The sequence below is a fragment of the Arthrobacter silvisoli genome (genome assembly GCF_003369445.1).
In the GTDB taxonomy this organism is placed as follows: Bacteria; Actinomycetota; Actinomycetes; order Actinomycetales; family Micrococcaceae; genus Arthrobacter; species Arthrobacter silvisoli.
Genome location: NZ_QRCU01000007.1, coordinates 36,791 through 58,920, shown reverse-complemented (window position 1 = coordinate 58,920; position 22,130 = coordinate 36,791). Strand labels below are relative to the sequence as shown.

The window sequence follows — 22,130 nt, the reverse complement described above, 5'->3', positions numbered from 1 at the left end:
CTGGTACAGCCACCAACCCAAGGAGAGACATGACCCCCTGGCGCATCGTCGTCGGCTCGGACGACGCCGGCTTCGACTACAAGGAAATCATCAAGCGCGATCTCGAAGGCAACGAGGCAGTGGCAGCGGTGACCGACGTCGGCGTTGCGGCGGACGGCCACACCAACTACCCGGCGGTCGCCACCGCGGCGGCGGAGATGGTGGCCCGCGGCGACGCGGACCGGGCCATCCTGTTCTGCGGCACGGGCCTTGGCGTCGCCATCGCCGCGAACAAGGTCAAAGGCATCCGGGCCGTCACCGCGCACGACAGCTTCTCCGTGGAACGGAGCATCCTCTCCAACGACGCCCAGATCCTGTGCATGGGCCAGCGGGTGGTCGGCATCGAACAGGCCCGCCGCAACGTGCGCGAATGGCTCGGCTACGTCTTCGACCCCGCCAGCGCTTCCAACGACAAGGTCCGCGAGATCTGCAGCTACGAAGGCGTCTGAGCATGGCCGGTTTTCCACGGTTCCTCATCGGCACGAGCACCAAGATGTACTTCAGCCACGCCCGCACCATGGAATGGTGCCGCGCCGTGGCAGGCATCGCCCACACGCATCCGGCCATCCGGGACAGGCACGCGGCGCTCTTCGTCGTGCCCGGCTTCCTCTCCGTGCCCGGGGCCTTGGAGGTGTTCGCCGCCCCGGACGGGTCCGACGGCGCCGCGATGGTGGGCGTGCAGGACCTCGCCGCCGAGGACCACGGGCCGTTCACCGGTGAAGTGAGCGGCCGGCAGGCCGCCGAGCTTGGCTGCAAACTGGCGGAGATCGGCCATGCCGAGCGGCGGCGCCTCTTCGGCGAGGACGACGCCGCGGTCCGCGCCAAAACCGCTGCGGCCCTGCGCGCGGGACTCGTTCCCCTGCTCTGCCTCGGCGAAGCCGAACGCGGTGAACCACCCGCCGCCGCCGCGGAATGCATCCGGCAGCTTGACGACGCCCTGGCCTCGGCCGGGGCGTCCGGCTTGTCGGGGCGGATCGTCGTCGCCTATGAACCGCACTGGGCGATCGGCGCCCCGGAACCCGCAGCCCCGGAACACATCACCGCGGTCTGCACGGCCCTGCGGGAGCACCTGCGCGGCCTGCCCGCCCACACCGGCTCCGCCGTCATCTACGGCGGCAGCGCGGGGCCGGGACTCCTCAGCCGGATCGGACACGCGGTGGACGGCCTGTTCCTGGGCCGTTTCGCCCACGATCCGGCCGCCGTCGCCGCCATCCTCGACGAGGTGAGCAACATCGCCGGTCACAAGCCGTCCGACGCCGGAACCGGCACCATCCCCGCTGATAGCATCGGTGCAGGAGGAACCGATGTCTGAGACCGTATATCCCCTTGCGGGAAACACCCCGCAGCGCAAGGGGTTGCGCGACAGCGTCTATGAGCTCATCCTCAACATGCTCATGACCTCGGACATCGCCCCGGGCACCCGGCTGTCCATCGACGTCATCGCCCGCGACCTGAAGGTCTCCCCCACTCCCGTCCGCGAAGCCCTCGTGCAACTCGAACGCACCGGCCTGGTGACCCGGGAAGCCCTCAAGGGCTACCGGGTGGCACCGCCGATCCACAGCGGGCAGCTGGAAGCCCTGTTCGACGCCCGGCTCGTGCTCGAATGCGGGGCCACGGAGCTTGCCGCCAGCCACGCCGCCGACGTCGTCCCGGAGCTCGACGCCACCCTCGAGAAGCAGCGGGAACTCGGCGAAAAGGTGCGCGGGGCCTTCGCAGCCGGCGGGCCTGCCCCGGTTGACCTGCTGCGCGAATACTTCGCCGTCGACTGGCAGTTCCACCACCTCATCTTCGAAGGCACCCGGAACCCCTTCCTGCTGGATATGTCCGAGGCCATCTCGATCCGTGTGCACCGCATGCGCCAGACAGTCAACGCCGGCGTCACCGACGCCCCGGATGCCGTGATCGAGCACGGCATCATCCTTGATGCGCTGCGCAACGGCGACGGCGAGGCCGCTGCCGCCGCGATGCGCGACCACATCGAGAAGGTCCGCGAGCGTGCCAGGCAGGACACCGCCGCGCGCTGACACTCGCGCTGACAGACAAAACGGCCGGCCACCCTTTCGGGTGACCGGCCGCCGTCGTAATTTCAGTGGCCGACAGTCGAATTGTCGAGCAGCTGGTCGGACTTGGCGCCCTTGAAGAACTTCGTGGAGAACAGCATGGCCGCCGCGAGGAAGGCGAACACGCCGAGGGAGACGACGCCCCAGGCGCCGGACGGGGTGGGGACCGATGCGTTGATGTTGGTGCGCATGATCGGGGCCACGAAGCCGCCGAGGTTGCCCAGGGAGTTGATCAGGCCGATGCCGGCTGCTGCCGCGGAACCGGTGAGGAACGCCGTCGGGTAGGCCCACGTGATCGGCCCGACCGTGAGGAAGCTGGCCACGGCGAAGGTGATGCAGGCGATGCCGAGGATCGGCTGGCCGTTGGCGCCGGCCCAGGCGGAGCCGAGGATGAAGACGCCGGTCGACAGGTAGCAGAGGGTGCCCCAGTTGCGGCGGCGCAGCACGGTGTTGGCGGCCCGGCCGGCGAAGTAGCAGACGAACAGACCCACGAGCCACGGGATCGCGGAGACCACGCCCACCTCCCAGCCGACCTTCTTGCCCAGCAGCGAGGCGACCTGCTGCGGGAGGTAGAAGGTGGTGCCGTACACGGCGATCTGGAGGCAGAAGTAGATGACCGTGAAGTACCAGACCTTCCAGTTGGCCATCGCGGCCCAGATCCCGTTGGGACCGTCGGCGGTGCGCACGGCGTCCTCGGTGGCCATCGCAGTTTCGAGGGCCTCCTTCTCCTCCGTGTTGAGGAACTTCGCGTCCTGCGGGGAGTTGATGAGGAAGTACAGTGCGGCAACACCGGCGACGACGGCGAGCATGCCTTCGGCGAAGAACATCACCTGCCAGCCGTGCCAGGCGGTCGCGCCGCCGAGCGCGATCAGTCCGCCGGAGAGCGGGGCGCCGAGCATCTGCGAGAACGGCTGGGCCAGGTAGAACAGGGCGAACATCTGCACGCGCACCTTGTTCGGGAACCAGGCAGCCAGGTACATGATGACGCCCGGGAAGAGGCCGGCCTCGGTCACGCCGAGCAGGAAGCGCAGGACGATGAACATCGTCTCGTCGGTGACGAAGGCGAAAGCCGCCGCGGTGATGCCCCAGGTGACGGCGATGCGGGCCAGCCAGAACTTGGCACCGAAGCGCTTCAGGAGCAGGTTCGAGGGGATCTCGAAGAGGGCATAGCCGATGAAGAAGATCCCGGCGCCGAGGGCAAAGGCACCGTCCGAAACGCCGCGGTCGACCTTGAGGGCGGCCTCGGCGAAGCCGACGTTGGTGCGGTCGAGGAAGGCAACGAAATACAGGATGATGAGCATCGGCATGAGATGCTTCGCGGCCTTCTTGATGGCCGTCTTGAGCACGGGACTCGTGCTGAGCACGTCGATGACCTGCGTGGGTGAGGACATGTCCGCTCTCCTTTGAGTGGGATGCGTTGGGTGGTGGGGTGGTGCGAAAGGGGTGGGACTTGTGGAGGTGGTGCCGGGGCAGGGTTACTGGAACAGGGCCGGGGCGATCTGGGCGACGCCGAAGACCACCAGGGCCAGGCCGACGAGGAGGAAGACGATCCTCCCCGCCGACCAGCGGCGGGCGCTCATCCGTGCATGTAGAGGCCGCCGTCAACGTTCAGGGTCTGGCCCGTCACGAATCCGGCGTCCTCGCCGATGAGGTAGTGGATGGCGGCAGCGATGTCCCGCGGGGTGCCGATGCGCGGCAGCACGCCGTCGGCCGCCATCTTCTCCTTGCGCTCGTCGGTGAGGGTGCCGCCCATGATGTCGGTGTCGATCGGGCCGGGCGAGACGGCGTTGACCGTGATGCCCTGGTAGCCGAGCTCGCGGGCCAGGCTGCGGGTCAGGCCGAGGACGCCGGCCTTGGCGGCCGAGTACGCGGTCTTGCTGAAGGTGCCGCCGCCGCGCTGCGCCGAGACGGAGGAGAGGTTCACGACGCGCCCGACGCCGTGGCGCACCATGGTTTCGACGGCGCGCCTGGTGGTGTGGTGGACGCCGTGGAGGTTGATGTCGATGACGCGGTGCCACTCCTCTGCGGACACCTCGAGGTACGGGACCGGGGAGGAGACGCCGGCCAGGTTCACGACGGCCACGAGCTGCGGCAGCTGGGCTTCCAGGGCATCAAAGGCGGCACGGACCTGGGATTCGTCGGCCACGTTGGCGCCGGCACCGGCGGCGGCAACCCCGTGCTTCTCGGCGATCTCGGCGGCCAGCTTCTGCGAGGCCTCGGCATCCAGGTCCAGGATGCCGACGTTCCAGCCGCGCTCGGCGAGGTAGTGCGCGGCGTAGCGGCCGATGCCGCGCGGCGAGGCGGCGCCGGTGAGGATGACGCTGCGCTCGGCAGGGAAAGCGGGGCTTGGTGCGAAATCGTTCATGGTGTCCTTCAGTTCAGGTGGGGGTGTCAGTTGACCGCGGAAGTGGCGGGAGCGGGGTGGACCGGGGCGGGGCCGAGTTCGTCGATCAGGCGCTGCATGGCCACGTAGGCCCGGTTCCGGTAGGCGACCAGTTCGGGAGTGCGTTCGGCCGGAACGTCCAGGTAGCCCGCGCCGCTCTTGGTGCCGAACTTCCCGGCGTCCACCAGTTCCTTGAGGGACTCGGGAGTGGCGAAGCGTTCGGGCCAGCGGGTCTGCAGGGACGCGTAGCAGAAGGAGTAGACGTCCAGGCCTGCCATGTCCGCGATGGCGAACGGGCCGAAGAACGGCAGCCGGAAACCGAAGGTGGTGCGGACGATCGTGTCGATGTCTTCGGGGCTGGCAATGCCTTCCTCGACGATCTGGGTGGCTTCGTGGAAGAGCGCGTACTGGAGACGGTTGAGCACGAAGCCGGTGGCGTCCTTGACCCTGGCGCTCTCCTTGCCGGTGGCGGCCACGATGCGTTCGACCACCGGGAGCACGGCGTCGTCCGTGCCGGGGTGCGGGATCAGTTCGACTCCCGGGATGAACGGGGCCGGGTTGGAGAAGTGGACGCCGAGGAAGCGTTCCGGACGTTCCACCGCTTCGGCCAGCGACGCGATCAGGATGGTTGAGGTGTTGGAACCGATGACGGCGTCCGGCCGCGCTGCGGCGCTGATCCGGCGCAATGTCGCGTGCTTGATCTCGAGCTTTTCGGGCACGGCCTCCTCGATGAAGTCGGCGTCCGCCACAGCTTCCTCGATGGACGCTGAAGGCGAGAGGTTCGCCTCGAGGCGGGCGACGGCGTCGTCCGGGAAAAGCCCGTCGGCGACGAACTGCCTGGCTTCCTCGAGCAAGCGCTCGTAGTTCTTCCGCGCCACCTCTTCGGAGACGTCGGCGATCCGGACGGTCGCGCCGGACAGGGCGAGCACCTGGGCGATGCCTCCGCCCATGTATCCGGAACCGACGACGGCGATGGTCAGCTCACTCATGATGCCTCCTGGGCTTTGGGGAGCAATGTGCGGATGTATTTCTGGTTGGTGGCACAGACGCCGAGGCTGTCTCCGCCGTAGTGTTCGGCGAGGATGATGCCGTTGAAACCGGCGGCCACCGCGTCACGGAACACCTGGCGGTAGTTGATCAGCCCCATCTCCATGGTGGACGGCACCGAGCTGGCCCAGCTGCCGTCCGCGGCTTCGTCCCGGGTGTAGTTCTTGACGTGCCAGTAGTTGGCGTACGGGAGGGTCTTGTCGTACAGCTCGCGCCAGTCCTCCACCGGTCGGTGCAGGCGGATGAGGTTGGCGACGTCCGGATTGAGGCCGACGTTCTCCAGCCCGACGTCTTCGATGAAGCGCACGGCACTGTCGGCGGTTCCGAGGTAGGTGTCTTCGTACATCTCCAGGGACATGATGAGCCCGAGTTCAGCCGCGTGCTTGCCGAGTTCGCGGATGCGGCGTACGGCGGTGTCCCACATTTCCCGGTCGTCGGGGTCCTTCGGCCCCTCCGCCGTCCAGAACCAGAGGGCCTCGCGCTGTGCCTGGCTGAAGGGCTGGTGCAGTCCGGTGGAGAAGACATCCATGCCCCATTCGGCGGCGGCGTCGATGGTGCGGTGGGCATATTCGAGGTTGCGTTCCTCGTGGCCCGGCATGATCACGCTCTGCCGCTGCAGGTGGACGGAGGGGATGCCGACGCCGTGGGACTGCGCTATCGCGAGGAATTCCTCGCGCCTGGATGCTTCCAGGTCTGCGGGGCGGACGTGGCTGTCGGCAAGCTCCGCGAGGGTGAATCCGACGTCGGCCACCTGGGCGAACATATCGTCCCACACCTCGGCGGGCGCGTCGTGCATGGCGGTGCCGTCACGGCCGACGGTGCGGAAGCCGTGCAGGCACGTGGCGATAGGCCAAGTCTCGGCGGTGTAAGGGGGCTGCTCGATTGGCATAGTGCTCCATTGCGCTTGTAGATCAGTGGGCCCTGTGATGCTGCCCACCAAATATCCTATAGGAAATAGCGATTGCGTCAACCAGCACTTAAAGAAAATTCCCCGCCTCGTCCAAGGACGGGGCGGGGAATCCTTCGTGCTCCGGTAACTCCCGGCGCTTCACAAACTGCGGCTTCGATGCGTCGGATCAGGCTCCGCTGCAAAGCTGGCTGAACTTGGCGCCGGCCTTCTGGTACTCCTCGGTGAGGCTGCCGAGCTTGTTCTCGTCCGGGTTCTGCTTGGCGGATTCGTCGGCGTATTCCAGGAGCGACTTCAGCGACGGTTGGAGCTCCTCGGACGCCACGGCTTCGAGGGGACGCAGGGCGTTAGCGATGCGGTTCATCGCGGCCTTGCCCGTTCCGGGGTTCGACACAACAAGGTTGAGGCGCTCGCAGGTTTCCTTCGTGGACAGCTTCGGCGCGGTGCAGGCGGAGGCCGAGACAAGGAGCCCGGCGGCGAGCAGAACAGTGGTGAGTTTTTTCATGGTCCCTCAAGTGGTCGGTTTCAGTCGATTGTACGCAGGGATGCTGCACGGAAAGCGAACTGGCCGGCCCCGGAGGGGCCGGCGCCTCCCAGGCCTTCGGGCCCCGGCGCACCCTGGCGTAGGCTGGCACTCATGGCGATCCCGCGCGACAGGCCGACAACAGCATGTGACGCCGTGATCGAAACCGCGAGGCTCCGCCTGAGGCCCATGACGGACAACGACCTCGAGCAGATGTCCGCCATGCTCGGCGACCCCGAGGTGATGCGCTACTACCCCGCCCCCAAGACACGGGCCGAAGCCCAACGCTGGATCGACTGGAACAAGCGCAACTACGCCGAACACGGCTTTGGCCTCTGGATCATGGAGGACCACCACGGCAATTTCATCGGCGACTGCAGCCTGACCATCCAACACGTGGACGGCACGGCGGACGTGGAAGTCGGCTACCACGTCGTCACCGTGCACCAGGGCGAGGGCTACGCCACCGAGGCCGCCCGGGAGTGCCTCCGGTTCGCCGCGGCCGCGGGGATCACGCGGGTCATCGCCATCATCGATCCCGCGAACCTCCCCTCGCAGCGGGTGGCGCAGAAAGCCGGACTGCACCTGGAAAGGAAAGCCACCAGGAAGGGCAGGGAGCAACTGATCTTCGCGATCGCCCTCCGAGCGACCGCCCCCTGAGGGACCGCCCTCGGAGGAAGGTCAGTCCCGCGGACGCCAGACCACCAGGGCCTGGGACCGCGGACGGGGACGCTGGCCGCGGGCCAAGCTGACGACGTCGCCGGCCGCGCCTGCGGCGAAGATCCGCGCATCCACCGGCTCCCGGCGTCGGGCAAGCTCCTCGGTCAGCTCCGCAACGCGGTGCTGCAGCGCGGCCACCTTGTTCTCCAACTGCATGATTCGCTTGATCCCTTCCAGCGAGACGCCCTCCTGGGAGAGCCGCTGGACTTCGCGCAGCCGGTCGACGTCGCGCTGCGAGTAGCGCCGCGACTTGCCGGGGGCACGGCTGGGCGAGACGATGCCCAGGCGGTCATACTGGCGCAACGTCTGCGGGTGCATGTCAGCCAGCTCCGCCGCCACGGAAATGACGAAGATCGGCTGGTTGACGTCGATGCCCATGGCTGGCTCCTACAACCTGGCCTTGGCGGCCAGGTCCCGGCGCGGGTTGGCGTCCGCCGTCGCCTCGGCGAAGGCCTTCACGGCCTCTTCGGCGTTCTTCGGCAGATTCTGGGGAACGACGACGTCGACCGTCACCAGCAGATCACCGCTCGCCTTGGGCGTATGGACGCCGCGGCCCTTGACCCGCAGCGTCCGGCCCGAGTTGGTACCGGCGGGGACGCGGAGCTTCACCTGGCCGCCGTCGAGCGTGGGGACCTCGATCTCGCCGCCGAGCGCGGCTTCAGGGAAGGTGACCGGGACGTGGACGCGGATGTTGTCGCCTTCGCGGGTGAAGAACTCGTGCGGCTTGACGTTGACCGTGATGATCAGATCGCCGTTGCCGGCCGGGCCGGGGTTGCCCTTGCCGCGCTGGCGGACCTTCTGGCCGTCCTTGATGCCGGCCGGGATCTTGACGTCGATCACCTTGCCGTTGTTTTCGCGCAGGCTCACCGTGGTGCCCTGGATGGAGCCCTTGAAGGAAATGCTTGTGGTGGCGGTGCGGTCCGAGCCCTTCTGCGGGGTGCGCTGGAAGCCGGTCTGGCCACCACCGAAGCCGCCGCCGAACAGGTCGGCGAATTCAGGCGGGATGCCGCCGCCGGCAGGCTGCCGCGCGCCGCCAAACAGGCCGCCGAACAGGTCCTCGAAGCCGCCGTTCGCGGGGCCTCCGCGGCCGCCGGCACCAGGAGCGAAGCGGGCGCCGCCCATGGCCCGGATGGCGTCGTACTGCTGGCGGTCTTCAGCGACGGACAGCACGGAATACGCCTCGGAGATGTCCTTGAACTTCTTCTCCGCGGCAGCGTCGCCCGCGTTGGTGTCCGGGTGATACTGGCGCGCGAGCTTGCGGTACGCCTTCTTGATATCGGCGTCGGACGCGTCCTTGGCCACACCAAGGATCGCGTAGAAATCCTTCTCAACCCAGTCCTGGCTTGCCAAGTGTGTGTCCTTTCTCGTTTCTGTCTTACGTACACGCTACGCGTCGGTTTTGCGTTCCGTTCGCGCTACGCAGAGCATAGGCCCCCGCCCCTACGCGTGGGCGGCTCGGTCCTCGCGGACCGGAGCCGCCCAGCGAAGGGGCGGGGCCCCTTGTCTCGCTTCGCGGTGATACGGCCCCCTCATCCGCGAAGGCAGAGGTGAGGCCGGAACAGCTAAGCCGGAACAGCCACAATCACCTGGGCCGCGCGCAGGACGCGCTCCTTGGAGCGGTAGCCCGAGCGCAGCACCTGGCTGACCGTGTCCACCTCGATGTCCTGGCCCGGCTGCTGGATAAGGGCCTCGTGGATGGTGGGGTCGAACTCCACACCCGTGGCGTCGATCCGTTCCAGCCCGTAGGTCTTCAGCGAGTTCTCCAGCTTGGCGGCGATGGCGGCGAAGGGGCCGTCTTCGAGGTCGCCGTGCTGGCGGGCGGCGTCGATGTCGTCCAGCACCGGAAGCAGGGAGTTCAGGACGCCGATGACGGCCATTTCCCCCGCGACGGCGCGGTCACGCTCGACGCGCTTGCGGTAGTTGACGTACTCGGCCTGGAGGCGGAGGAGGTCGTTGCGCAGTTCCGCGGCTTCGGCCTCGGCCGAGGCACCGGAGGCTACCGACTCCTCAGCCGGAACCTCGACGCCGTTGAGGATCTCCTCAGCCTGGGACAGCGCATCGCCCCCGGCAGCCGCGCCTCCGGTACCTGCGGGGGTACCGGCGTCGCGGGCTGCTTCCTGGTGCGGATGCCGGGCGGCCCCGGTCTCCGGGTCAACCTTGCGGTTGTCCCGGATGACCGGCTTGCCCTGCTCCGAATCCGAGTGCTCTGATTCGTTGCCGTGGTGGGGCATGGTTACTTCTTCTCGTCTTCGTCGATGATCTCGGCGTCGACGATGTCCTCATCGGCGGCCTTCTTGTCACCGGCCGGCGCAGCACCTTCGGCGCCTTCGGCACCAGCCGCGGAGGCCTGTGCGTAGATGGCCTCGCCCAGCTTGGTCTGGGACTGCTGCAGCTTCTCGAACGCGGTCTTGACGGCGGCGTCGTCGGTGCCTTCGAGCGCCTTCTTGAGGGCGTCGACGTCGGCCTTGACCTCGGTCTTGACCTCTTCCGGCAGCTTGTCGTCGTTTTCCGACAGCAGCTTCTCGATCGAGTAGGCGAGCTGCTCGGCGGAGTTGCGGGTGTCGGTGGCTTCGCGGCGGGCCTTGTCCTCGGCAGCGTGTGCTTCGGCGTCGGCGACCATGCGCTCGATGTCTTCCTTGGACAGTGCGGTGCCACCGGTGATGGTCATCGACTGTTCCTTGCCGGTGCCCTTGTCCTTGGCGGAGACGTGCACGATGCCGTTGGCGTCGATGTCGAAGGTGACCTCGATCTGCGGAACGCCACGGGGAGCCGGGGCGATGCCGGTCAGTTCGAAGGTGCCCAGCGGCTTGTTGTCGCGGGTGAACTCGCGCTCGCCCTGGAAGACCTGGATGGCCACGGACGGCTGGTTGTCGTCAGCGGTGGTGAAGGTTTCCGAACGCTTGGTGGGAATGGCCGTGTTGCGCTCGATCAGGTGCGTCATGACGCCGCCCTTGGTTTCGATGCCAAGGGAGAGCGGGGTGACGTCGATCAGCAGCACGTCCTTGCGCTCGCCCTTCAGGACACCTGCCTGCAGGGCTGCACCAACGGCAACCACCTCGTCCGGGTTGACGCCCTTGTTGGGCTCCTTGCCGCCGGCCAGTTCCTTGACGAGATCGGAGACGGCGGGCATGCGGGTGGAACCACCGACCAGCACGATGTGGTCGATGTCCGAAACCTTGATGCCGGCTTCGGCGATCACGTCGTGGAACGGCTTCTTGGTGCGGTCAAGCAGGTCCTTGGTGAGGTCCTGGAACTTGGCGCGGGTCAGCTGCTCGTCCAGGTGGACCGGACCGTCGGGGGTGACGGAGAGGTACTGGAGCGAGATGTTGGTGCTGGTGGAGGAAGAGAGTTCCTTCTTGGCCTGCTCTGCGGCTTCGCGGAGGCGCTGCAGGGCGATCTTGTCCTTGGTGAGGTCGATGCCCTTGATCTTGAGCTGGCTGAGCAGCCACTCAACCACGCGGTTGTCCCAGTCGTCGCCGCCGAGGCGGTTGTCGCCGGCGGTGGCGCGGACCTGAATGGTGGAGAAGTCGTCTTCGTCCTTGCCGACTTCCAGCAGGGAGACGTCGAAGGTGCCGCCGCCAAGGTCGAAGACGAGGATGAGTTCATCTTCCTTGCCCTTGTCCAGGCCGTAGGCGAGGGCGGCCGCGGTGGGCTCGTTGACGATGCGCAGGACGTTGAGGCCTGCGATCTCGCCTGCTTCCTTGGTGGCCTGGCGCTCGGCGTCGTTGAAGTAGGCCGGAACAGTGATCACCGCGTCGGTGACCTTTTCGCCGAGGTAGCTTTCGGCGTCGTTCTTCAGCTTCATGAGGATGCGCGCGGAGATTTCCTGCGCGGTGTACTTCTTGTCATCGATCTTGACGGACCAGTCGGTGCCCATGTGGCGCTTGACCGAGGCGATGGTGCGATCGATGTTGTTGACGGCCTGGCGCTTGGCGATTTCGCCGACCAGGACTTCGCCGGACTTGGAGAAGGCAACGACGGACGGCGTGGTGCGGCCGCCTTCGGCGTTGGCGATAACGGTGGGCTCGCCACCTTCGAGAACAGAGACAACGGAGTTGGTGGTTCCGAGGTCGATACCTACTGCACGTGACATGTGTGTTGCTTCCTTTCACTGCTTTCAATGCCGATGTTCGAGATTGCACCCGGGCGTGCGTCCTTGCGGAGGAGTGCCTGGGACCACTCAACAGTCGGCTAGTTGAGCGTTCTTCACTCAACTGTACCCGGGCGCCGATTTAAGTCAAGCCAAAGTTGAGTGATATCCGCTCAACTCTGGATCCGGCGGCGCGCCGACATCGCGGGAGAGCTGCGGGGTCGCTGCAACGTTCCGGCGACCCCGCACCATTCCGGCGAATCCGGCTCCACCCCGGCGGCCCCGCCCCCGAGCGGGCCCGACGGCGCCACCGCACCATCCGGCGCCACCGGTTTGTAGACCCAGGCCACCAGCACCACGGAGATGATCATCAGAAGGAACCAGGAAAGCAGCTTGTCCGGCGAGACCAGGTGCCAGCCGTTCACCTGGCTCGGGTAGAGCCAGGCGTGGGACCAGGTGGCGATGTTCTCGGCAATCCAGATGAACAGCGCCACCAGCAGGAACGCCACCAGCAGCGGCATCCGGAGGCTGCGCCGGAACACCCGGAAGTGCATCACGCAGCGCCCGAACACCACCACGACGGCGGCAAGCAGGACCCAGCGGAAATCGAAAACGTAGTGGTGCGAGAAGAAGTTCGCGTAGATGCCGAGGGCCACGATCGCGGTGATCCAGCGCCGGGGGTAGCGGGCGAAACGGAGGTCGAAGAGCCGGTAGACCCGCACCATGTAGGAGCCGACCGAGGCGTACATGAACCCGCTGAACAACGGCACTGCGCCCACCCGCAGGACGCCCTCGGCCTCGTAGCTCCAGGAGCCGGCGCCGGTCTTGAAGAGTTCCATGACCGTGCCCACCAGGTGGAACAGCACGATCACCCTGAGTTCGCGCAGGGTCTCCAGCCTGGCGGCGACCATCACGACCTGGATGACGACGGCGGCAATGGTCAGGAAGTCGTTCCTGGCAAGGGCCGCGTCCTCCGGATACCAGAGCCTCGCCCCGAAGATCACGGCCAACAGCGAGGCGCCGAAAATGCAGGCCCATGCCTGCTTCAGGCCGAACACCAGGAATTCGGCCAGCGTCCAGCGCAAACCGCCGGCAGGCGCGGGCCCCAGGAAGCGGTGCGCGCGTTCATGCAGGAACTGTTCGACGGCGGTCAGGCTACGCATCCGCGGCCTCCCGCCTCGCGGGGCGCTCAGTAAGCCGTCCACGCCCGGTGCTCCACCGGACACCGGACACATCGATCCGGCCAAGGTAGTAGTCCTTCGGCTTATGCCGGATCCGCTCCGGAAGCCTCGGATACACAATGGCCAGCATCCGCATCACCCCGTCAAATCGGCGCTGCCGGCGCGGATCCCAGGGCAATCCGTACGCGGCGCGCAGGGACTCCGTCAGCAGCCCGGCGGTGAGCAGCCGCATCAGGGGCATCACCATGCGCAGCCACGCCGGTCCCACGGCGGGGTGCAGCAACTCCCGTGCCACCCGCACAGCCCCTGGCGCCGGGGCCAGCCCCGCCAGGCGCTTATTCCAGTAGTCGGTGAAGGCCGCCCTGTCCGCGGGCCAGAGTTCGGCCGGGAGCTGCAGGACTGTCCCGATCCGCGCATACTCGCGGTAGACGCGGTCCGCCGCTTCGCCGTCGAGCATTCCGTACACCCGCTCGTACATACGGACGGCGGTGTTGTACAGCGTGGCCGCCACCCAGAGCTGGGATTCGGGATCGAAGGCGTTATAGCCGGGAGAGGTGCCGTCGGACTCTCCGCGGACCGGCGCGTGGGCCCGGTTGACGGCGCGGCGCACCGCGGTCAGTTGTTCCTCGGAACCGTAGATGACGGCGTAGACGTAGCCCATGGTTGCCGCGAGCCGGTCCAGGGGCCGTTCGGCGAAGGTGCTGTGTTCGGCGACGCCGCGTCCTACCGCCGGATCGGCGAGCTGCAGGAGGATGGCCGATCCGGCCCCGGCGAGCAGCACGGCTTCCGCCCCGATATCCGCCAAGCCGCGAACCATGCAGCCACCCTACTCCTCACACCAGGCCGATGATCCCGGCGAGCAAGCCGAGCTGGTGGGCGAACAGTTCGTCCCGGGCCGCGAAAGTGCCGGCACCGTACTGGCCGAACACTTCGAAGCTGACGGCCCCGAACAAGGACGTCCAGATCAGCACACCGCGCGTCACCAGTTCCTCCGGCACCTCGAGGCCGAGCTCGCTGCGGATGGCGGCGAGGTCGCCGGCAAGCTTGTCGGGAACGACGACGGCGGGTCCCGCCGGGGCGGCCAGCGCACCGGCCCGGTGGGCGGCGTCGACGTTGCGGACCAGGCGGTACACCACCCGCGTGCCGGGGACGATGGTCCGCTCCCCCGGCGCCCTGTATCCGGGGACCGGACTGCCGAACAGCAACGCGTAACAGGCGGGTTCGCGCAGGGCCCAGTTCCTGACGGCGTGCCCCAGCGCATGGAAGCGACCGGCGAAATCACCTTCAGGGAGGGTGTCGACGGCGGCATCCACGGCATCTCCGAGCTCGTTGTAGGCATCCACCAGCAGCAGGGTGAGGAGTTCGTCACGGTTCTCGACGTAGCGGTACACCGCGGAGGACACGACGCCGAGGTCCCGCGCCACAGCCCGCAGGGACAGCGCCGCGGCACCGTGGACGGCGAGGTGTTCGCGGCCGATCCGGACGATGTCGGCGATGGTCCGGGCCCGGGCGCGCTCCCGCGGCGTGGGGGCTTTGGCCTGCGGTGTGGGGGCCTGCGGTTTCGCGGTGGACGACATGCCCCCAGCATGCCACAAAGGAGAGCGGCGTCAACAAAAGAGAGCAGTGCTCTTGACTTCCTTGAACGACAGGTTCATTCTGGAAACAAGAGAGCACTGCTCTCGAAAATTGAAGCCAGCCAAGCAAGCCCATCAAGGAGCCCCGCCATGACCACCACCTACGCAGTCACCGGAGCCGGCCCGGTCGGCTCGACCATTGCCAGCCTGCTCGCGGAGCAAGGCCACCAGGTCCGGCTGCTCACCCGCTCCGGCTCCGGCCCGGAGCACCCGCTGATCGAGCGGCGGAAGGCCGACGTTTCGGACCCGGCCCAACTGGCGGACGCCTTCGACGGCGCCGCGGCGGTCTTTCACTGCATCCACGGCTCCGCATACACCGCGAAAGCCTGGCAGGCCGAACTGCCCCGCGCCGAACGGACGGTGCTGGACGCGGCCGCGGAGGCGGGCGCCGTCGTCGTCTTCCCGGAAAGCCTGTATTCGTACAGCGAGCCGGACAAGCCGATGCGGGAGGACAGCCCGCGCGGGGCCAGCGGCGGGAAGCGGGGCGTGCGCACGGCGCTGCTCGAGGCCCGCCGGGTCCACCGTGCGGACACCGTGAGCGTGGTGGCGGGCGACTTCTTCGGCCCCCGGGTCCGCGGCGCACATGCCGGCGAGCGCATGGTGCCGGTGCTGCTGAAGGGGAAATCGCTGCAGGTGATCGGGCGCGCGGACCTGCCGCATTCCTTCACCTACGTGCCGGACCTCGCCGCCGCGATGGTCAAAGCCGCGCAGACGCCTGGGCTGTGGAACTCGGTGCTGCACGCCCCCACCGGTCCCGCGTTGAGCCAGCAGGAACTCGCGACGGCGTTCACCACCGCCGCGGGCCTGCCGGCGGTGAAGCTCGGCACCATCCCGGGCTGGCTGCTGAAGGCCCTGGGCCTGGCATCCACATCCATGCGCGAACTCGCCGAAACGCTGTACCAGTTCGAGCGGCCCTTCGTCATGGACTCTGCGGCCAGCCAGGCGCGGCTTGGCCTGGCACCCACGCCGCTACCGGAGGCAGCCGCAGCCACTATTGCCTGGTGGCGGCAGCAGGAGGCGTGAGGATTCGCCGGGACGCACGCTCAACACAATCTTCAAACGAATGGACTTACCGGCAAGACATCGTGACTGAGGGACCGTCGCGGGAGTAACCTAAGCTCAACCGCTGTACTGGACCACCTTGTCGACTGGGGTGTCACCGTGGGTGTTGTGCAAGCTTCGTTGACCGAACTGCTCGGGCTGCTGTCGGATGCCGCCTCACCTGTGCCGGTCCACCTCGAGGACGACGGCGAGCCTTCCCCTCCCGATGCCCCGGCCGAGGCCCCTGCCGAGGCCCCCCGGGATGCGGTGGTGACCGTCCGGGCCGTCGCCCTGAACCGCGTGGGCCGCTCCCGCAGGAACGGTCCGCTCCTGGACCTCGAACTCAAGGTAGCCGTCGAGGCGCGGGGCCGGGACTGCCTCACCACCATGGAACAGCTGCTGCTCGCGGTGGAGCGCCACAGCCAGTACTCCGTGGTTTCCACCGGAGAGTTCGAGCCCGGCGAGTACAGTGCCAGCATCCGTGGAGGACTGGGGTTCCTGGTCCGCGTCCCGGTGTCACTGGCCTTCGAGGAACCGTCCGGCCCGCCCGTCCTGGAACCGCTCATCGCCCAGACCACGGTGGCGCGGCGGATCCACGGCCGGCTCGTGGACATCCACAACAAAGGCATCCCCAACGCCTACATCCGCGCGCATTCGTCCGCCATCGCCGTCGTCAGCGACGCCACCGGCCACTTCGAGGTCCTGGCCTCGGCCGACGAACTCCAGCACTTTGCCGTGGCAGTCCGCGGCACGGAACGTGAAATGTCAGCCAGCACAAGCAGCCTGCCGGTGACCATCCGGTGGGAGTAAAGGGAGCGCACCATGGTGAATTATCAGGCACCTGGAGTGTATGTGCAGGAAGTGCCCAGCGGTGCCCGCTCCATCGGGCAGGTCAGCACCAGCATCGCAGGATTCGTGGGGGTCGCTCCGGATCCGCTGGCGCATCTGGATGAGGCACGCGTCCTGGACAACTGGACCCAGTTCGTGGACCAGTATGTCGGGAAGGCCACGCAGGGAACGCCGCTATCCAATGCGGTGTTCGGCTTCTTCGCCAACGGCGGCGGCCGCTGCTACGTAGTCAACATCGGCACCGGGGGCAGCCTCACCGGCACGGCCAGGAAACCCACTGGCCTGACCCTCTTCGAAGCGATCGACGACATCTCCATGGTGGTTGCCCCCGGCTACGCCAACGCCGATGCCTACGCGGCCCTGCAGGCCCACGTGGAACACCCGCTGCGCCAGGACCGCATGGCGATCCTGGACACCGTGGAGAAAGTGGACGACGTCGGAGCGCTCACCCGGGCGGCCACCTCCGGCGTCCCTGACGAGCCGGAGCCGGAGCCGGACAAAACTGACAAGCCCAAGCCCGACAAGCCCGAGGCTGGGAAACCCGCCCCGGGTGCGGGAGCCACCGGCGAGGACGCGCTCGGCGCACCCCAGTCGCCCGGCGGGTACACCGCCTTGTATTTCCCGTGGATCGTCATGACGGACCCGGTGTCGGGCAAGAAGGTGACCCAGCCGCCGTCGGGCCACATGGCAGGGATCTGGGCGCGGGTGGATGGCAGCCGCGGCGTGCACAAGGCCCCGGCGAATGAGCCCATCCAGGGCGCCCTGGATCTGGTGCGGCGCGTCAGCCGCGGTGAGCAGGAAGTCCTCAACCCGGCCGGAGTGAACTGCATCCGCTACTTCCCGGGCGAGGGGATCCGGGTGTGGGGCGCGCGGACCAAGGCGCCCGAGGCCAGCGAATACCGTTACATCAACGTGCGCCGGCTGACCAACATGATCAAGGAATCGGTGGCGGACGGCACCCGGTGGGTGGTGTTCGAACCCAATGACCACACCCTCTGGAAGTCGATCCGGCGCGACATCGGCGCGTTCCTGACCAACGTCTGGCGGGACGGCGCCTTGCTGGGCACCACCCCGCAGCAGGCGTTCTTCGTGAAGTGCGACGAGGAAACCAACCCGCCGGAAGTCCGCGACGCCGGCCAGGTGGTCACCCTGATCGGGATCGCGCCCGTGAAACCGGCGGAGTTCGTGATCTTCAAACTCATGCAGTCGGCCGAAGCCACCAGCGAGACAGAAAGCGCAGGAGCCTGAGATGAGCGTGCAGCCAAGTACCCCGGCCCCGGCCGCGCAGCCCGGCAACGTGGTGGACCCGTACCGCGCCTACAACTTCAAGCTGGTCATCCAGGGCGTGGTCCAGGGGCACTTCACCAAGGTGGAGGGCCTGGGCATGAAGATCGACCGCATCCTGTACCGCTCCGGCGGCGAGAACAGCACGGTGCGGGTCATTCCGGGGCAGGTCGAATACACGCCCGTGACCCTGAAATACGGGCTCACGGATTCCACGGAAATGCTGCAGTGGCTCTTCAAGGCAGCCAACGGCCAGGTGGAGCGGCGGAACGTGTCGATCGCCATGCTCAACGATTCCGGCTCGGCCGAGGTCCGGCGCTGGAACCTGCTGGGCGCCTGGCTGTGCGAGTGGTTCGGTGCACCGCTGGATGCCCTGGGCAAGGACCTGGCCATCGAATCCGTGACCATCGCCTACGACCGCCTGGAACTGGACGATGCCCGCGCGCCCGTGGCCTGACGGCACGGCTGGGTCTGACAGTACGGCCCGGTCTCACGGTCCGGCCGGGTCTCACGGTCCGGCCGGGTGGCGGCGGGGGTTGGCCGCGCGGCTGCGCGGATTCGCGGAGCGCCTCGACCCCGCCGGCCGGGGATCTTCGGTCCCCGGCGTCATGCCGGGCACCCCGCCGGGCACCGGTGTGGGGACAGAGGGCCCGGCCGCGGGCCCGACGCCGGCCCACGCCTTTGATCTCTCCGGCGCACCCGAGCACTGGGTGCGCCTGTTGCGCGATGCCGGCCTGGCACCTGCGGAGAGTGGTTCGGCGATGGATGTGCCAAGCGTCGATGTGCCAAGCGTCGATGCGCCAACCATCGATGCACCATCCGTCCGGCACGTTGGACTGTCCCGGCTACGGAAAATCAGGCTGCGGCCAGCCACGGAGCGGACACCGTCCCGCGTCGCTGAACCAACGATCCCCACGACGTCGGCATACCGGCAGGAAACCCCGGCTCCGGACATGCGGATTCAGGAAACAGGAGCCCTTCCCCCTGGCTCCGAAGCCTCCGATGCCGTGGCTCCTCCACTTGCGGGGCCTGCCCTACGTCCTTTCCCCTTCTCAAAGGACGTAGAGCAGGCCGCGCAACGCGGCAACGAGGCAGTGCCTGTGCTGCGCCTGGGGCCGGAGCGCGCAACACGGACCTCCCCGGCGCAGCCCGGCCTCGCGCAACCCGGCCCGGGCCAGCCCTACCAGGCGCACCCCGCCCCGGAACCTCCAACCACGCCAGGCCAAACCACCGAACCACGTGGTGCCCCACCTGTTGTGAGGCCTGCTCTACGTCTTTTGGCGCGCTCAAAGGGCGTATCGCAGGCCTCACAACGGGCAGCCGGGCCAATGCCGGTGCCCCCGGACCCGTCGACGGCGAATCCCCAGGCACCAAGCGATGGGCTAGCCACGACGAAGCAAGGGCGCCCGACCCCGCCCGCCGCCGTCGTGCTCCCACACGTCGCGCAACCCCACGCCCCGGAACCACACGCCCCGGAAGCGCAGCCTCCGAAACCACAAACTCCAAACACAGCGGCCCCGCACGCCAGCACCACCCAGCACCCCGCTCCCAAGGCCCCGCTCACCGGCACCTGGCCCGAACTCGCCCCGAAACCAAGCCCCCAGACGAGCACCACACCAGGCAGCGAACACCTCGAACACGCATTGGCCCGTGCCGCCCGGCTGAACCACGAACGGTCGGCGGTGTGAGATGGAGAGGGTCGCGTTCCTCATCGAAGACACCGGCGAGCACTTGGGCTGCCTGCTCAACCCGGAGACAGTGGTGATGCAGCGCAGCGCCGGTGTGGAGCCCCGGAGGAGCGCGGGCGGGAAGCTCACCGGCAGCGGACTCGCGGACGATCCCTTGCTTTTCACCGGCGGCGGGCACACCGAGCTCCGCCTGGATCTGCTGTTCGACGTCGATCTCGCACCGGCGTCGCTCAACGTCCAGGACGTCCGGCAGATGACCCGGCCCATCTGGGCGCTCGCGGAGAACTCGGCGGAGGTAGAGCGGCAGCGCCGGCCGCCGTCGGTCCGCTTCGTCTGGGGCAGGGCGTGGAATGTGCCCGGAATCGTCACGGAGGTTGCTGAACGCTTCGACCGCTTCGCCCCGGACGGCTCGCCCCTGCGTTCCTGGATGCGCCTGGTGTTCGTGCGGGTGGGCCAGAGCGCGGACGAGGAAGGCGGCGAGAACTACGAGCTCGCCCAGCGCCTGCCTCCGGTGGACCTGACGGCCCCGCCCGTGGACACCCTGACGGTGACCGGCGACGGCGGCACGGACCGGGACGCCTTGGCCCCCGACGGCGGCGAGCCGCTTCCCGAGGTGCCGCCGGGTGAGCTGGGGCGGCTGAGCCTGCAGGCCTTCGGGACGCCGCTGTTGTGGAAGCTGCTGCTGGAGTACAACAACGTGGACGACCCCGCACATTTCACGGGCCCGCTGGCCGTGCCGCCGATGGGCGAGGCGCCATGAACCGGGCCACCAAGGAGGCGCCATGAGGCAGCTGCAGGGGCTGCCCGAACTGATCGTCACCCTCGGGCGGCGCCGGCTTTCCGCGGCCGACACCGCCGCGATCGTGTCCGTTCAGGTCCTCAGCTCCCTTGCCCGCCCGGCCCAGTGCCTCATCACGTGGCGGCCGGCAGGTGGCCAGCGAGGCCCGGGAACCCGGGGCGTGGACCCGGCACCTGGGGATGCGCTCCGGGTGGAACTGGGCGGACGACGCACTCCGCTGTTCGTCGGCGAGGTGACCGTGGTGGAGCGCAGCTACGGCGCCGACCTCTCCCAGGAAATCCGGGTCCGCGCCTACGACGCCCTCCACCGCCTCCGCAAGCGCCAGTTCACGCGGCTGCACGGAGGCGAACAGGGGGACCTTGACCTGGCCGGCCTGGCGCGCACGCTCTGCGAGGGCACCGGGCTTCAGGTCACCGGGGGTGCGGCAAAACTGGGCAAGGTGTACCAGTGCGCACGTTCGGACCTGGGCCTGCTGGTGGAGCAAAGCGCCCGGGTGGGCGTCTACCCCGTGGTTGACGGCGACGCCCTGCACCTGACCCCCTTGGCCGGCGAGGGCGAGCCCGTGGAGCTGGAACTGGGCAGCAGCCTGCACTCGGCCGAGGTGGAGCTCAGCCAGGAACCGGCCTACCTTGGTGCCCGGACGGCGGGCTGGAACCCCGGCGACGCCGAAGCCCTGGAGGGATCGGCGTCGGGCAGTGACGCGAAGGCCGAAGTGTCCGCGGATCCTGCGCTGGCCAGCGTCGGCGCGGGCGGCGAACTGCAGCGCGGCAACGAGGCCTTCGCTTCGGACGCCGCGGCGCACGAACTGGCGCAGGCGGAACTGGATGTGCGGATGGCCGGCCAGGTCAGCGCCGTGTTCGTGGCAGACGGCGACCCGCTCCTGCGTGCCGGGGGCCGGGTCCGGGTGCGGGGACTGGCCTCCTCGCTGGAAGGCACCTACACGGTGGCCTCGGCCGCCCACCGGCTGGACAGCAACGGCTACGAAACCACCATCACCACCCGGCCGCCCGAAACCCCGCCGCCGCGGCAGCCGGACGTGTTCACCCTGGGGGTGGTGGCCGACGTCGACGATCCCGAAGAGCGCGGCCGCGTGCGGGTGCGCCTGCCCGCCTACCCGCCGCTGGAGAGCGGCTGGGCGCCGGTGCTGTCCGGGGCCGCCGGCTCCGGTAAGGGCCTGGTGCTGCCGCCCGCGCCGGAGGACACGGTGCTGGTGCTGCTGCCTGCCACGGACCCGGCCCAGGCGATCGTGCTCGGCGGGCTCTACGGCCGCGGGCACACCCCCGACGCCGGCGTGACCACCGCCCGGGAGAGCCGCTACACCTTCCGTTCCGCAGACGGCCAGCAGCTGGTGCTCGACGGCGGTGCCCGCACCGTCAGCTTCACGGACGGCCACGGCTCCACGGTGGAACTCGGGCCGTCAACGCTGCGGATCACCGCGGCCACGGACCTGCTGCTCGAGGCCCCGGGCAAGGCCATGAAGATCCGTGCCAAGACCGTCGATTTCGAGGAGGCCTGAGGTGGCGATGAAAATCCTGGTCAAGGAGGCCATCCTGCGCTGCGGGCACGACGGCAAGGTGGAGAACGTCCCCTCGCAGGAATGGGTGCGGGTGGCGGGCTCCCCCGTGCTGGTCGAAGCCGATCCCGTGGGCCGGGACATCTCCATGTGCCCCAACATCGGCCTGAACATCAAGCCCTGCCAAAAGACCCTTCCCGTGGTGAAGGGGTACTCGACGTTCATCCGGATCGGCGGGAAGAGGATGTGCCTGGACACCGTGGAAGGCTTCACGGACGGCACCCCGCCCGGCGCCGTCAAATACACCGTGCGGCGGCCGGGCCAGGAATTCGTGGCGGCAGCATCATGAGGAGCGCAGTCATGAAAAGAACC

General features: G+C 68.2%; 23 protein-coding genes. 11 read left to right on the top strand and 12 right to left on the bottom strand.

The window, feature by feature from the left end; translation table 11 throughout:
• Positions 1 to 29: 29 nt before the first annotated feature.
• From DWV11_RS01235 to DWV11_RS01225, 3 genes are read left to right on the top strand one after another with little or no spacing between them, the layout of a single operon-like run.
• Complete coding sequence (locus DWV11_RS01235; protein ID WP_115787087.1) at positions 30 to 488, top strand: ribose-5-phosphate isomerase; 459 nt, start codon at positions 30 to 32, stop codon at positions 486 to 488.
• 2 nt (positions 489 to 490) lie between these two features.
• Positions 491 to 1,351, top strand: coding sequence for a triose-phosphate isomerase family protein (locus tag DWV11_RS01230; RefSeq protein ID WP_115787086.1), 861 nt, complete (start codon positions 491 to 493; stop codon positions 1,349 to 1,351).
• On the top strand, positions 1,344 to 2,063 hold the full coding sequence (locus tag DWV11_RS01225) for a GntR family transcriptional regulator (RefSeq protein WP_115787085.1): 720 nt from the start codon (positions 1,344 to 1,346) through the stop codon (positions 2,061 to 2,063). Before DWV11_RS01230 ends, DWV11_RS01225 begins: the two co-directional genes overlap by 8 nt.
• Positions 2,064 to 2,125: 62 nt before the next feature.
• Here DWV11_RS01225 and DWV11_RS01220 read toward each other — a convergent pair whose 3' ends face one another.
• The 5 genes from DWV11_RS01220 to DWV11_RS01200 all read right to left on the bottom strand — a co-directional run bounded on the left by DWV11_RS01220 (position 2,126) and on the right by DWV11_RS01200 (position 6,941).
• The gene (locus DWV11_RS01220) at positions 2,126 to 3,490 is read right to left on the bottom strand and encodes an MFS transporter (RefSeq protein ID WP_115787084.1); all 1,365 of its coding nucleotides are present in this window, start codon (positions 3,488 to 3,490) and stop codon (positions 2,126 to 2,128) included.
• Positions 3,491 to 3,675: 185 nt separating this feature from the next.
• A complete protein-coding gene (locus tag DWV11_RS01215; protein WP_115787083.1) occupies positions 3,676 to 4,464 on the bottom strand; it encodes an SDR family NAD(P)-dependent oxidoreductase in 789 nt (262 codons plus the stop codon).
• Positions 4,465 to 4,490: 26 nt separating this feature from the next.
• Positions 4,491 to 5,471 carry a 3-hydroxyacyl-CoA dehydrogenase family protein gene (locus DWV11_RS01210; protein WP_115787082.1) on the bottom strand — a complete coding sequence of 327 codons (981 nt, stop codon included), beginning with the start codon at positions 5,469 to 5,471 and terminating at the stop codon, positions 4,491 to 4,493.
• The gene (locus DWV11_RS01205; protein WP_115787081.1) at positions 5,468 to 6,418 is read right to left on the bottom strand and encodes a sugar phosphate isomerase/epimerase family protein; all 951 of its coding nucleotides are present in this window, start codon (positions 6,416 to 6,418) and stop codon (positions 5,468 to 5,470) included. The genes DWV11_RS01210 and DWV11_RS01205 overlap by 4 nt, the downstream gene beginning before the upstream one ends.
• Positions 6,419 to 6,605: 187 nt before the next feature.
• On the bottom strand, positions 6,606 to 6,941 hold the full coding sequence (locus DWV11_RS01200; protein ID WP_115787080.1) for a hypothetical protein: 336 nt from the start codon (positions 6,939 to 6,941) through the stop codon (positions 6,606 to 6,608).
• A gap of 132 nt (positions 6,942 to 7,073) precedes the next feature.
• On the opposite strand from DWV11_RS01200, the gene DWV11_RS01195 reads away from it, so the two are divergent.
• On the top strand, positions 7,074 to 7,619 hold the full coding sequence (locus tag DWV11_RS01195) for a GNAT family N-acetyltransferase (RefSeq protein WP_115787079.1): 546 nt from the start codon (positions 7,074 to 7,076) through the stop codon (positions 7,617 to 7,619).
• 21 nt (positions 7,620 to 7,640) lie between these two features.
• On the opposite strand, the gene DWV11_RS01190 is transcribed toward DWV11_RS01195, so the two are convergent.
• The 7 genes from DWV11_RS01190 to DWV11_RS01160 all read right to left on the bottom strand — a co-directional run bounded on the left by DWV11_RS01190 (position 7,641) and on the right by DWV11_RS01160 (position 14,527).
• Entirely contained in the window at positions 7,641 to 8,057 is a 417-nt protein-coding gene (locus DWV11_RS01190) for a heat shock protein transcriptional repressor HspR (protein WP_115787078.1), read from the bottom strand.
• 9 nt (positions 8,058 to 8,066) lie between these two features.
• Positions 8,067 to 9,029 carry a DnaJ C-terminal domain-containing protein gene (locus DWV11_RS01185; RefSeq protein ID WP_115787077.1) on the bottom strand — a complete coding sequence of 321 codons (963 nt, stop codon included), beginning with the start codon at positions 9,027 to 9,029 and terminating at the stop codon, positions 8,067 to 8,069.
• 212 nt (positions 9,030 to 9,241) lie between these two features.
• Entirely contained in the window at positions 9,242 to 9,910 is a 669-nt protein-coding gene (locus DWV11_RS01180) for a nucleotide exchange factor GrpE (protein ID WP_115787076.1), read from the bottom strand.
• 2 nt (positions 9,911 to 9,912) lie between these two features.
• Complete coding sequence (gene dnaK, locus DWV11_RS01175; protein WP_115787074.1) at positions 9,913 to 11,772, bottom strand: molecular chaperone DnaK; 1,860 nt, start codon at positions 11,770 to 11,772, stop codon at positions 9,913 to 9,915.
• A gap of 170 nt (positions 11,773 to 11,942) precedes the next feature.
• On the bottom strand, positions 11,943 to 12,932 hold the full coding sequence (locus tag DWV11_RS01170) for a DUF817 domain-containing protein (protein WP_115787072.1): 990 nt from the start codon (positions 12,930 to 12,932) through the stop codon (positions 11,943 to 11,945).
• Positions 12,925 to 13,767 carry an oxygenase MpaB family protein gene (locus tag DWV11_RS01165; RefSeq protein ID WP_115787070.1) on the bottom strand — a complete coding sequence of 281 codons (843 nt, stop codon included), beginning with the start codon at positions 13,765 to 13,767 and terminating at the stop codon, positions 12,925 to 12,927. The genes DWV11_RS01170 and DWV11_RS01165 overlap by 8 nt, the downstream gene beginning before the upstream one ends.
• A 16-nt stretch (positions 13,768 to 13,783) precedes the next feature.
• Positions 13,784 to 14,527, bottom strand: coding sequence for a TetR/AcrR family transcriptional regulator (locus DWV11_RS01160; RefSeq protein WP_115787068.1), 744 nt, complete (start codon positions 14,525 to 14,527; stop codon positions 13,784 to 13,786).
• 147 nt (positions 14,528 to 14,674) lie between these two features.
• On the opposite strand from DWV11_RS01160, the gene DWV11_RS01155 reads away from it, so the two are divergent.
• The 7 genes from DWV11_RS01155 to DWV11_RS01125 all read left to right on the top strand — a co-directional run bounded on the left by DWV11_RS01155 (position 14,675) and on the right by DWV11_RS01125 (position 22,107).
• Positions 14,675 to 15,607, top strand: coding sequence for an NAD-dependent epimerase/dehydratase family protein (locus tag DWV11_RS01155; RefSeq protein WP_115787066.1), 933 nt, complete (start codon positions 14,675 to 14,677; stop codon positions 15,605 to 15,607).
• Positions 15,608 to 15,754: 147 nt separating this feature from the next.
• The gene (locus DWV11_RS01150) at positions 15,755 to 16,435 is read left to right on the top strand and encodes a hypothetical protein (protein WP_245953380.1); all 681 of its coding nucleotides are present in this window, start codon (positions 15,755 to 15,757) and stop codon (positions 16,433 to 16,435) included.
• A gap of 12 nt (positions 16,436 to 16,447) precedes the next feature.
• Positions 16,448 to 17,722: a phage tail sheath family protein gene (locus DWV11_RS01145; RefSeq protein ID WP_115787062.1), complete on the top strand. Its 1,275-nt coding sequence runs from the start codon at positions 16,448 to 16,450 to the stop codon at positions 17,720 to 17,722.
• Position 17,723: 1 nt separating this feature from the next.
• The gene (locus DWV11_RS01140; RefSeq protein WP_115787060.1) at positions 17,724 to 18,215 is read left to right on the top strand and encodes a phage tail protein; all 492 of its coding nucleotides are present in this window, start codon (positions 17,724 to 17,726) and stop codon (positions 18,213 to 18,215) included.
• Positions 18,216 to 19,447: 1,232 nt separating this feature from the next.
• A complete protein-coding gene (locus DWV11_RS01135; protein ID WP_115787058.1) occupies positions 19,448 to 20,206 on the top strand; it encodes a CIS tube protein in 759 nt (252 codons plus the stop codon).
• 22 nt (positions 20,207 to 20,228) lie between these two features.
• Positions 20,229 to 21,761, top strand: a complete 1,533-nt coding sequence (locus tag DWV11_RS01130) for a phage baseplate assembly protein V (RefSeq protein WP_115787056.1) — start codon at positions 20,229 to 20,231, stop codon at positions 21,759 to 21,761.
• A 7-nt stretch (positions 21,762 to 21,768) separates the two neighbouring features.
• Positions 21,769 to 22,107 carry a hypothetical protein gene (locus tag DWV11_RS01125; RefSeq protein WP_115787116.1) on the top strand — a complete coding sequence of 113 codons (339 nt, stop codon included), beginning with the start codon at positions 21,769 to 21,771 and terminating at the stop codon, positions 22,105 to 22,107.
• Positions 22,108 to 22,130 lie beyond the last annotated feature (23 nt).

Bases quoted from the DNA above. Each gene is read 5' to 3' on its own strand.
- DWV11_RS01125 (WP_115787116.1), top strand. From the start codon at position 21,769: ATGAAAATCCTGGTCAAGGAGGCCATCCTGCGCTGCGGGCACGACGGC.
- DWV11_RS01220 (WP_115787084.1), bottom strand. From the start codon at position 3,490: ATGTCCTCACCCACGCAGGTCATCGACGTGCTCAGCACGAGTCCCGTG.
- DWV11_RS01235 (WP_115787087.1), top strand. From the start codon at position 30: ATGACCCCCTGGCGCATCGTCGTCGGCTCGGACGACGCCGGCTTCGAC.
- DWV11_RS01160 (WP_115787068.1), bottom strand. From the start codon at position 14,527: ATGTCGTCCACCGCGAAACCGCAGGCCCCCACACCGCAGGCCAAAGCC.
- DWV11_RS01210 (WP_115787082.1), bottom strand. From the start codon at position 5,471: ATGAGTGAGCTGACCATCGCCGTCGTCGGTTCCGGATACATGGGCGGA.
- DWV11_RS01135 (WP_115787058.1), top strand. From the start codon at position 19,448: ATGGAGAGGGTCGCGTTCCTCATCGAAGACACCGGCGAGCACTTGGGC.
- DWV11_RS01190 (WP_115787078.1), bottom strand. From the start codon at position 8,057: ATGGGCATCGACGTCAACCAGCCGATCTTCGTCATTTCCGTGGCGGCG.
- DWV11_RS01140 (WP_115787060.1), top strand. From the start codon at position 17,724: ATGAGCGTGCAGCCAAGTACCCCGGCCCCGGCCGCGCAGCCCGGCAAC.
- DWV11_RS01165 (WP_115787070.1), bottom strand. From the start codon at position 13,767: ATGGTTCGCGGCTTGGCGGATATCGGGGCGGAAGCCGTGCTGCTCGCC.
- DWV11_RS01200 (WP_115787080.1), bottom strand. From the start codon at position 6,941: ATGAAAAAACTCACCACTGTTCTGCTCGCCGCCGGGCTCCTTGTCTCG.
- dnaK (WP_115787074.1), bottom strand. From the start codon at position 11,772: ATGTCACGTGCAGTAGGTATCGACCTCGGAACCACCAACTCCGTTGTC.
- DWV11_RS01195 (WP_115787079.1), top strand. From the start codon at position 7,074: ATGGCGATCCCGCGCGACAGGCCGACAACAGCATGTGACGCCGTGATC.
- DWV11_RS01225 (WP_115787085.1), top strand. From the start codon at position 1,344: ATGTCTGAGACCGTATATCCCCTTGCGGGAAACACCCCGCAGCGCAAG.
- DWV11_RS01155 (WP_115787066.1), top strand. From the start codon at position 14,675: ATGACCACCACCTACGCAGTCACCGGAGCCGGCCCGGTCGGCTCGACC.
- DWV11_RS01170 (WP_115787072.1), bottom strand. From the start codon at position 12,932: ATGCGTAGCCTGACCGCCGTCGAACAGTTCCTGCATGAACGCGCGCAC.
- DWV11_RS01180 (WP_115787076.1), bottom strand. From the start codon at position 9,910: ATGCCCCACCACGGCAACGAATCAGAGCACTCGGATTCGGAGCAGGGC.
- DWV11_RS01230 (WP_115787086.1), top strand. From the start codon at position 491: ATGGCCGGTTTTCCACGGTTCCTCATCGGCACGAGCACCAAGATGTAC.
- DWV11_RS01205 (WP_115787081.1), bottom strand. From the start codon at position 6,418: ATGCCAATCGAGCAGCCCCCTTACACCGCCGAGACTTGGCCTATCGCC.
- DWV11_RS01145 (WP_115787062.1), top strand. From the start codon at position 16,448: ATGGTGAATTATCAGGCACCTGGAGTGTATGTGCAGGAAGTGCCCAGC.
- DWV11_RS01130 (WP_115787056.1), top strand. From the start codon at position 20,229: ATGAGGCAGCTGCAGGGGCTGCCCGAACTGATCGTCACCCTCGGGCGG.
- DWV11_RS01215 (WP_115787083.1), bottom strand. From the start codon at position 4,464: ATGAACGATTTCGCACCAAGCCCCGCTTTCCCTGCCGAGCGCAGCGTC.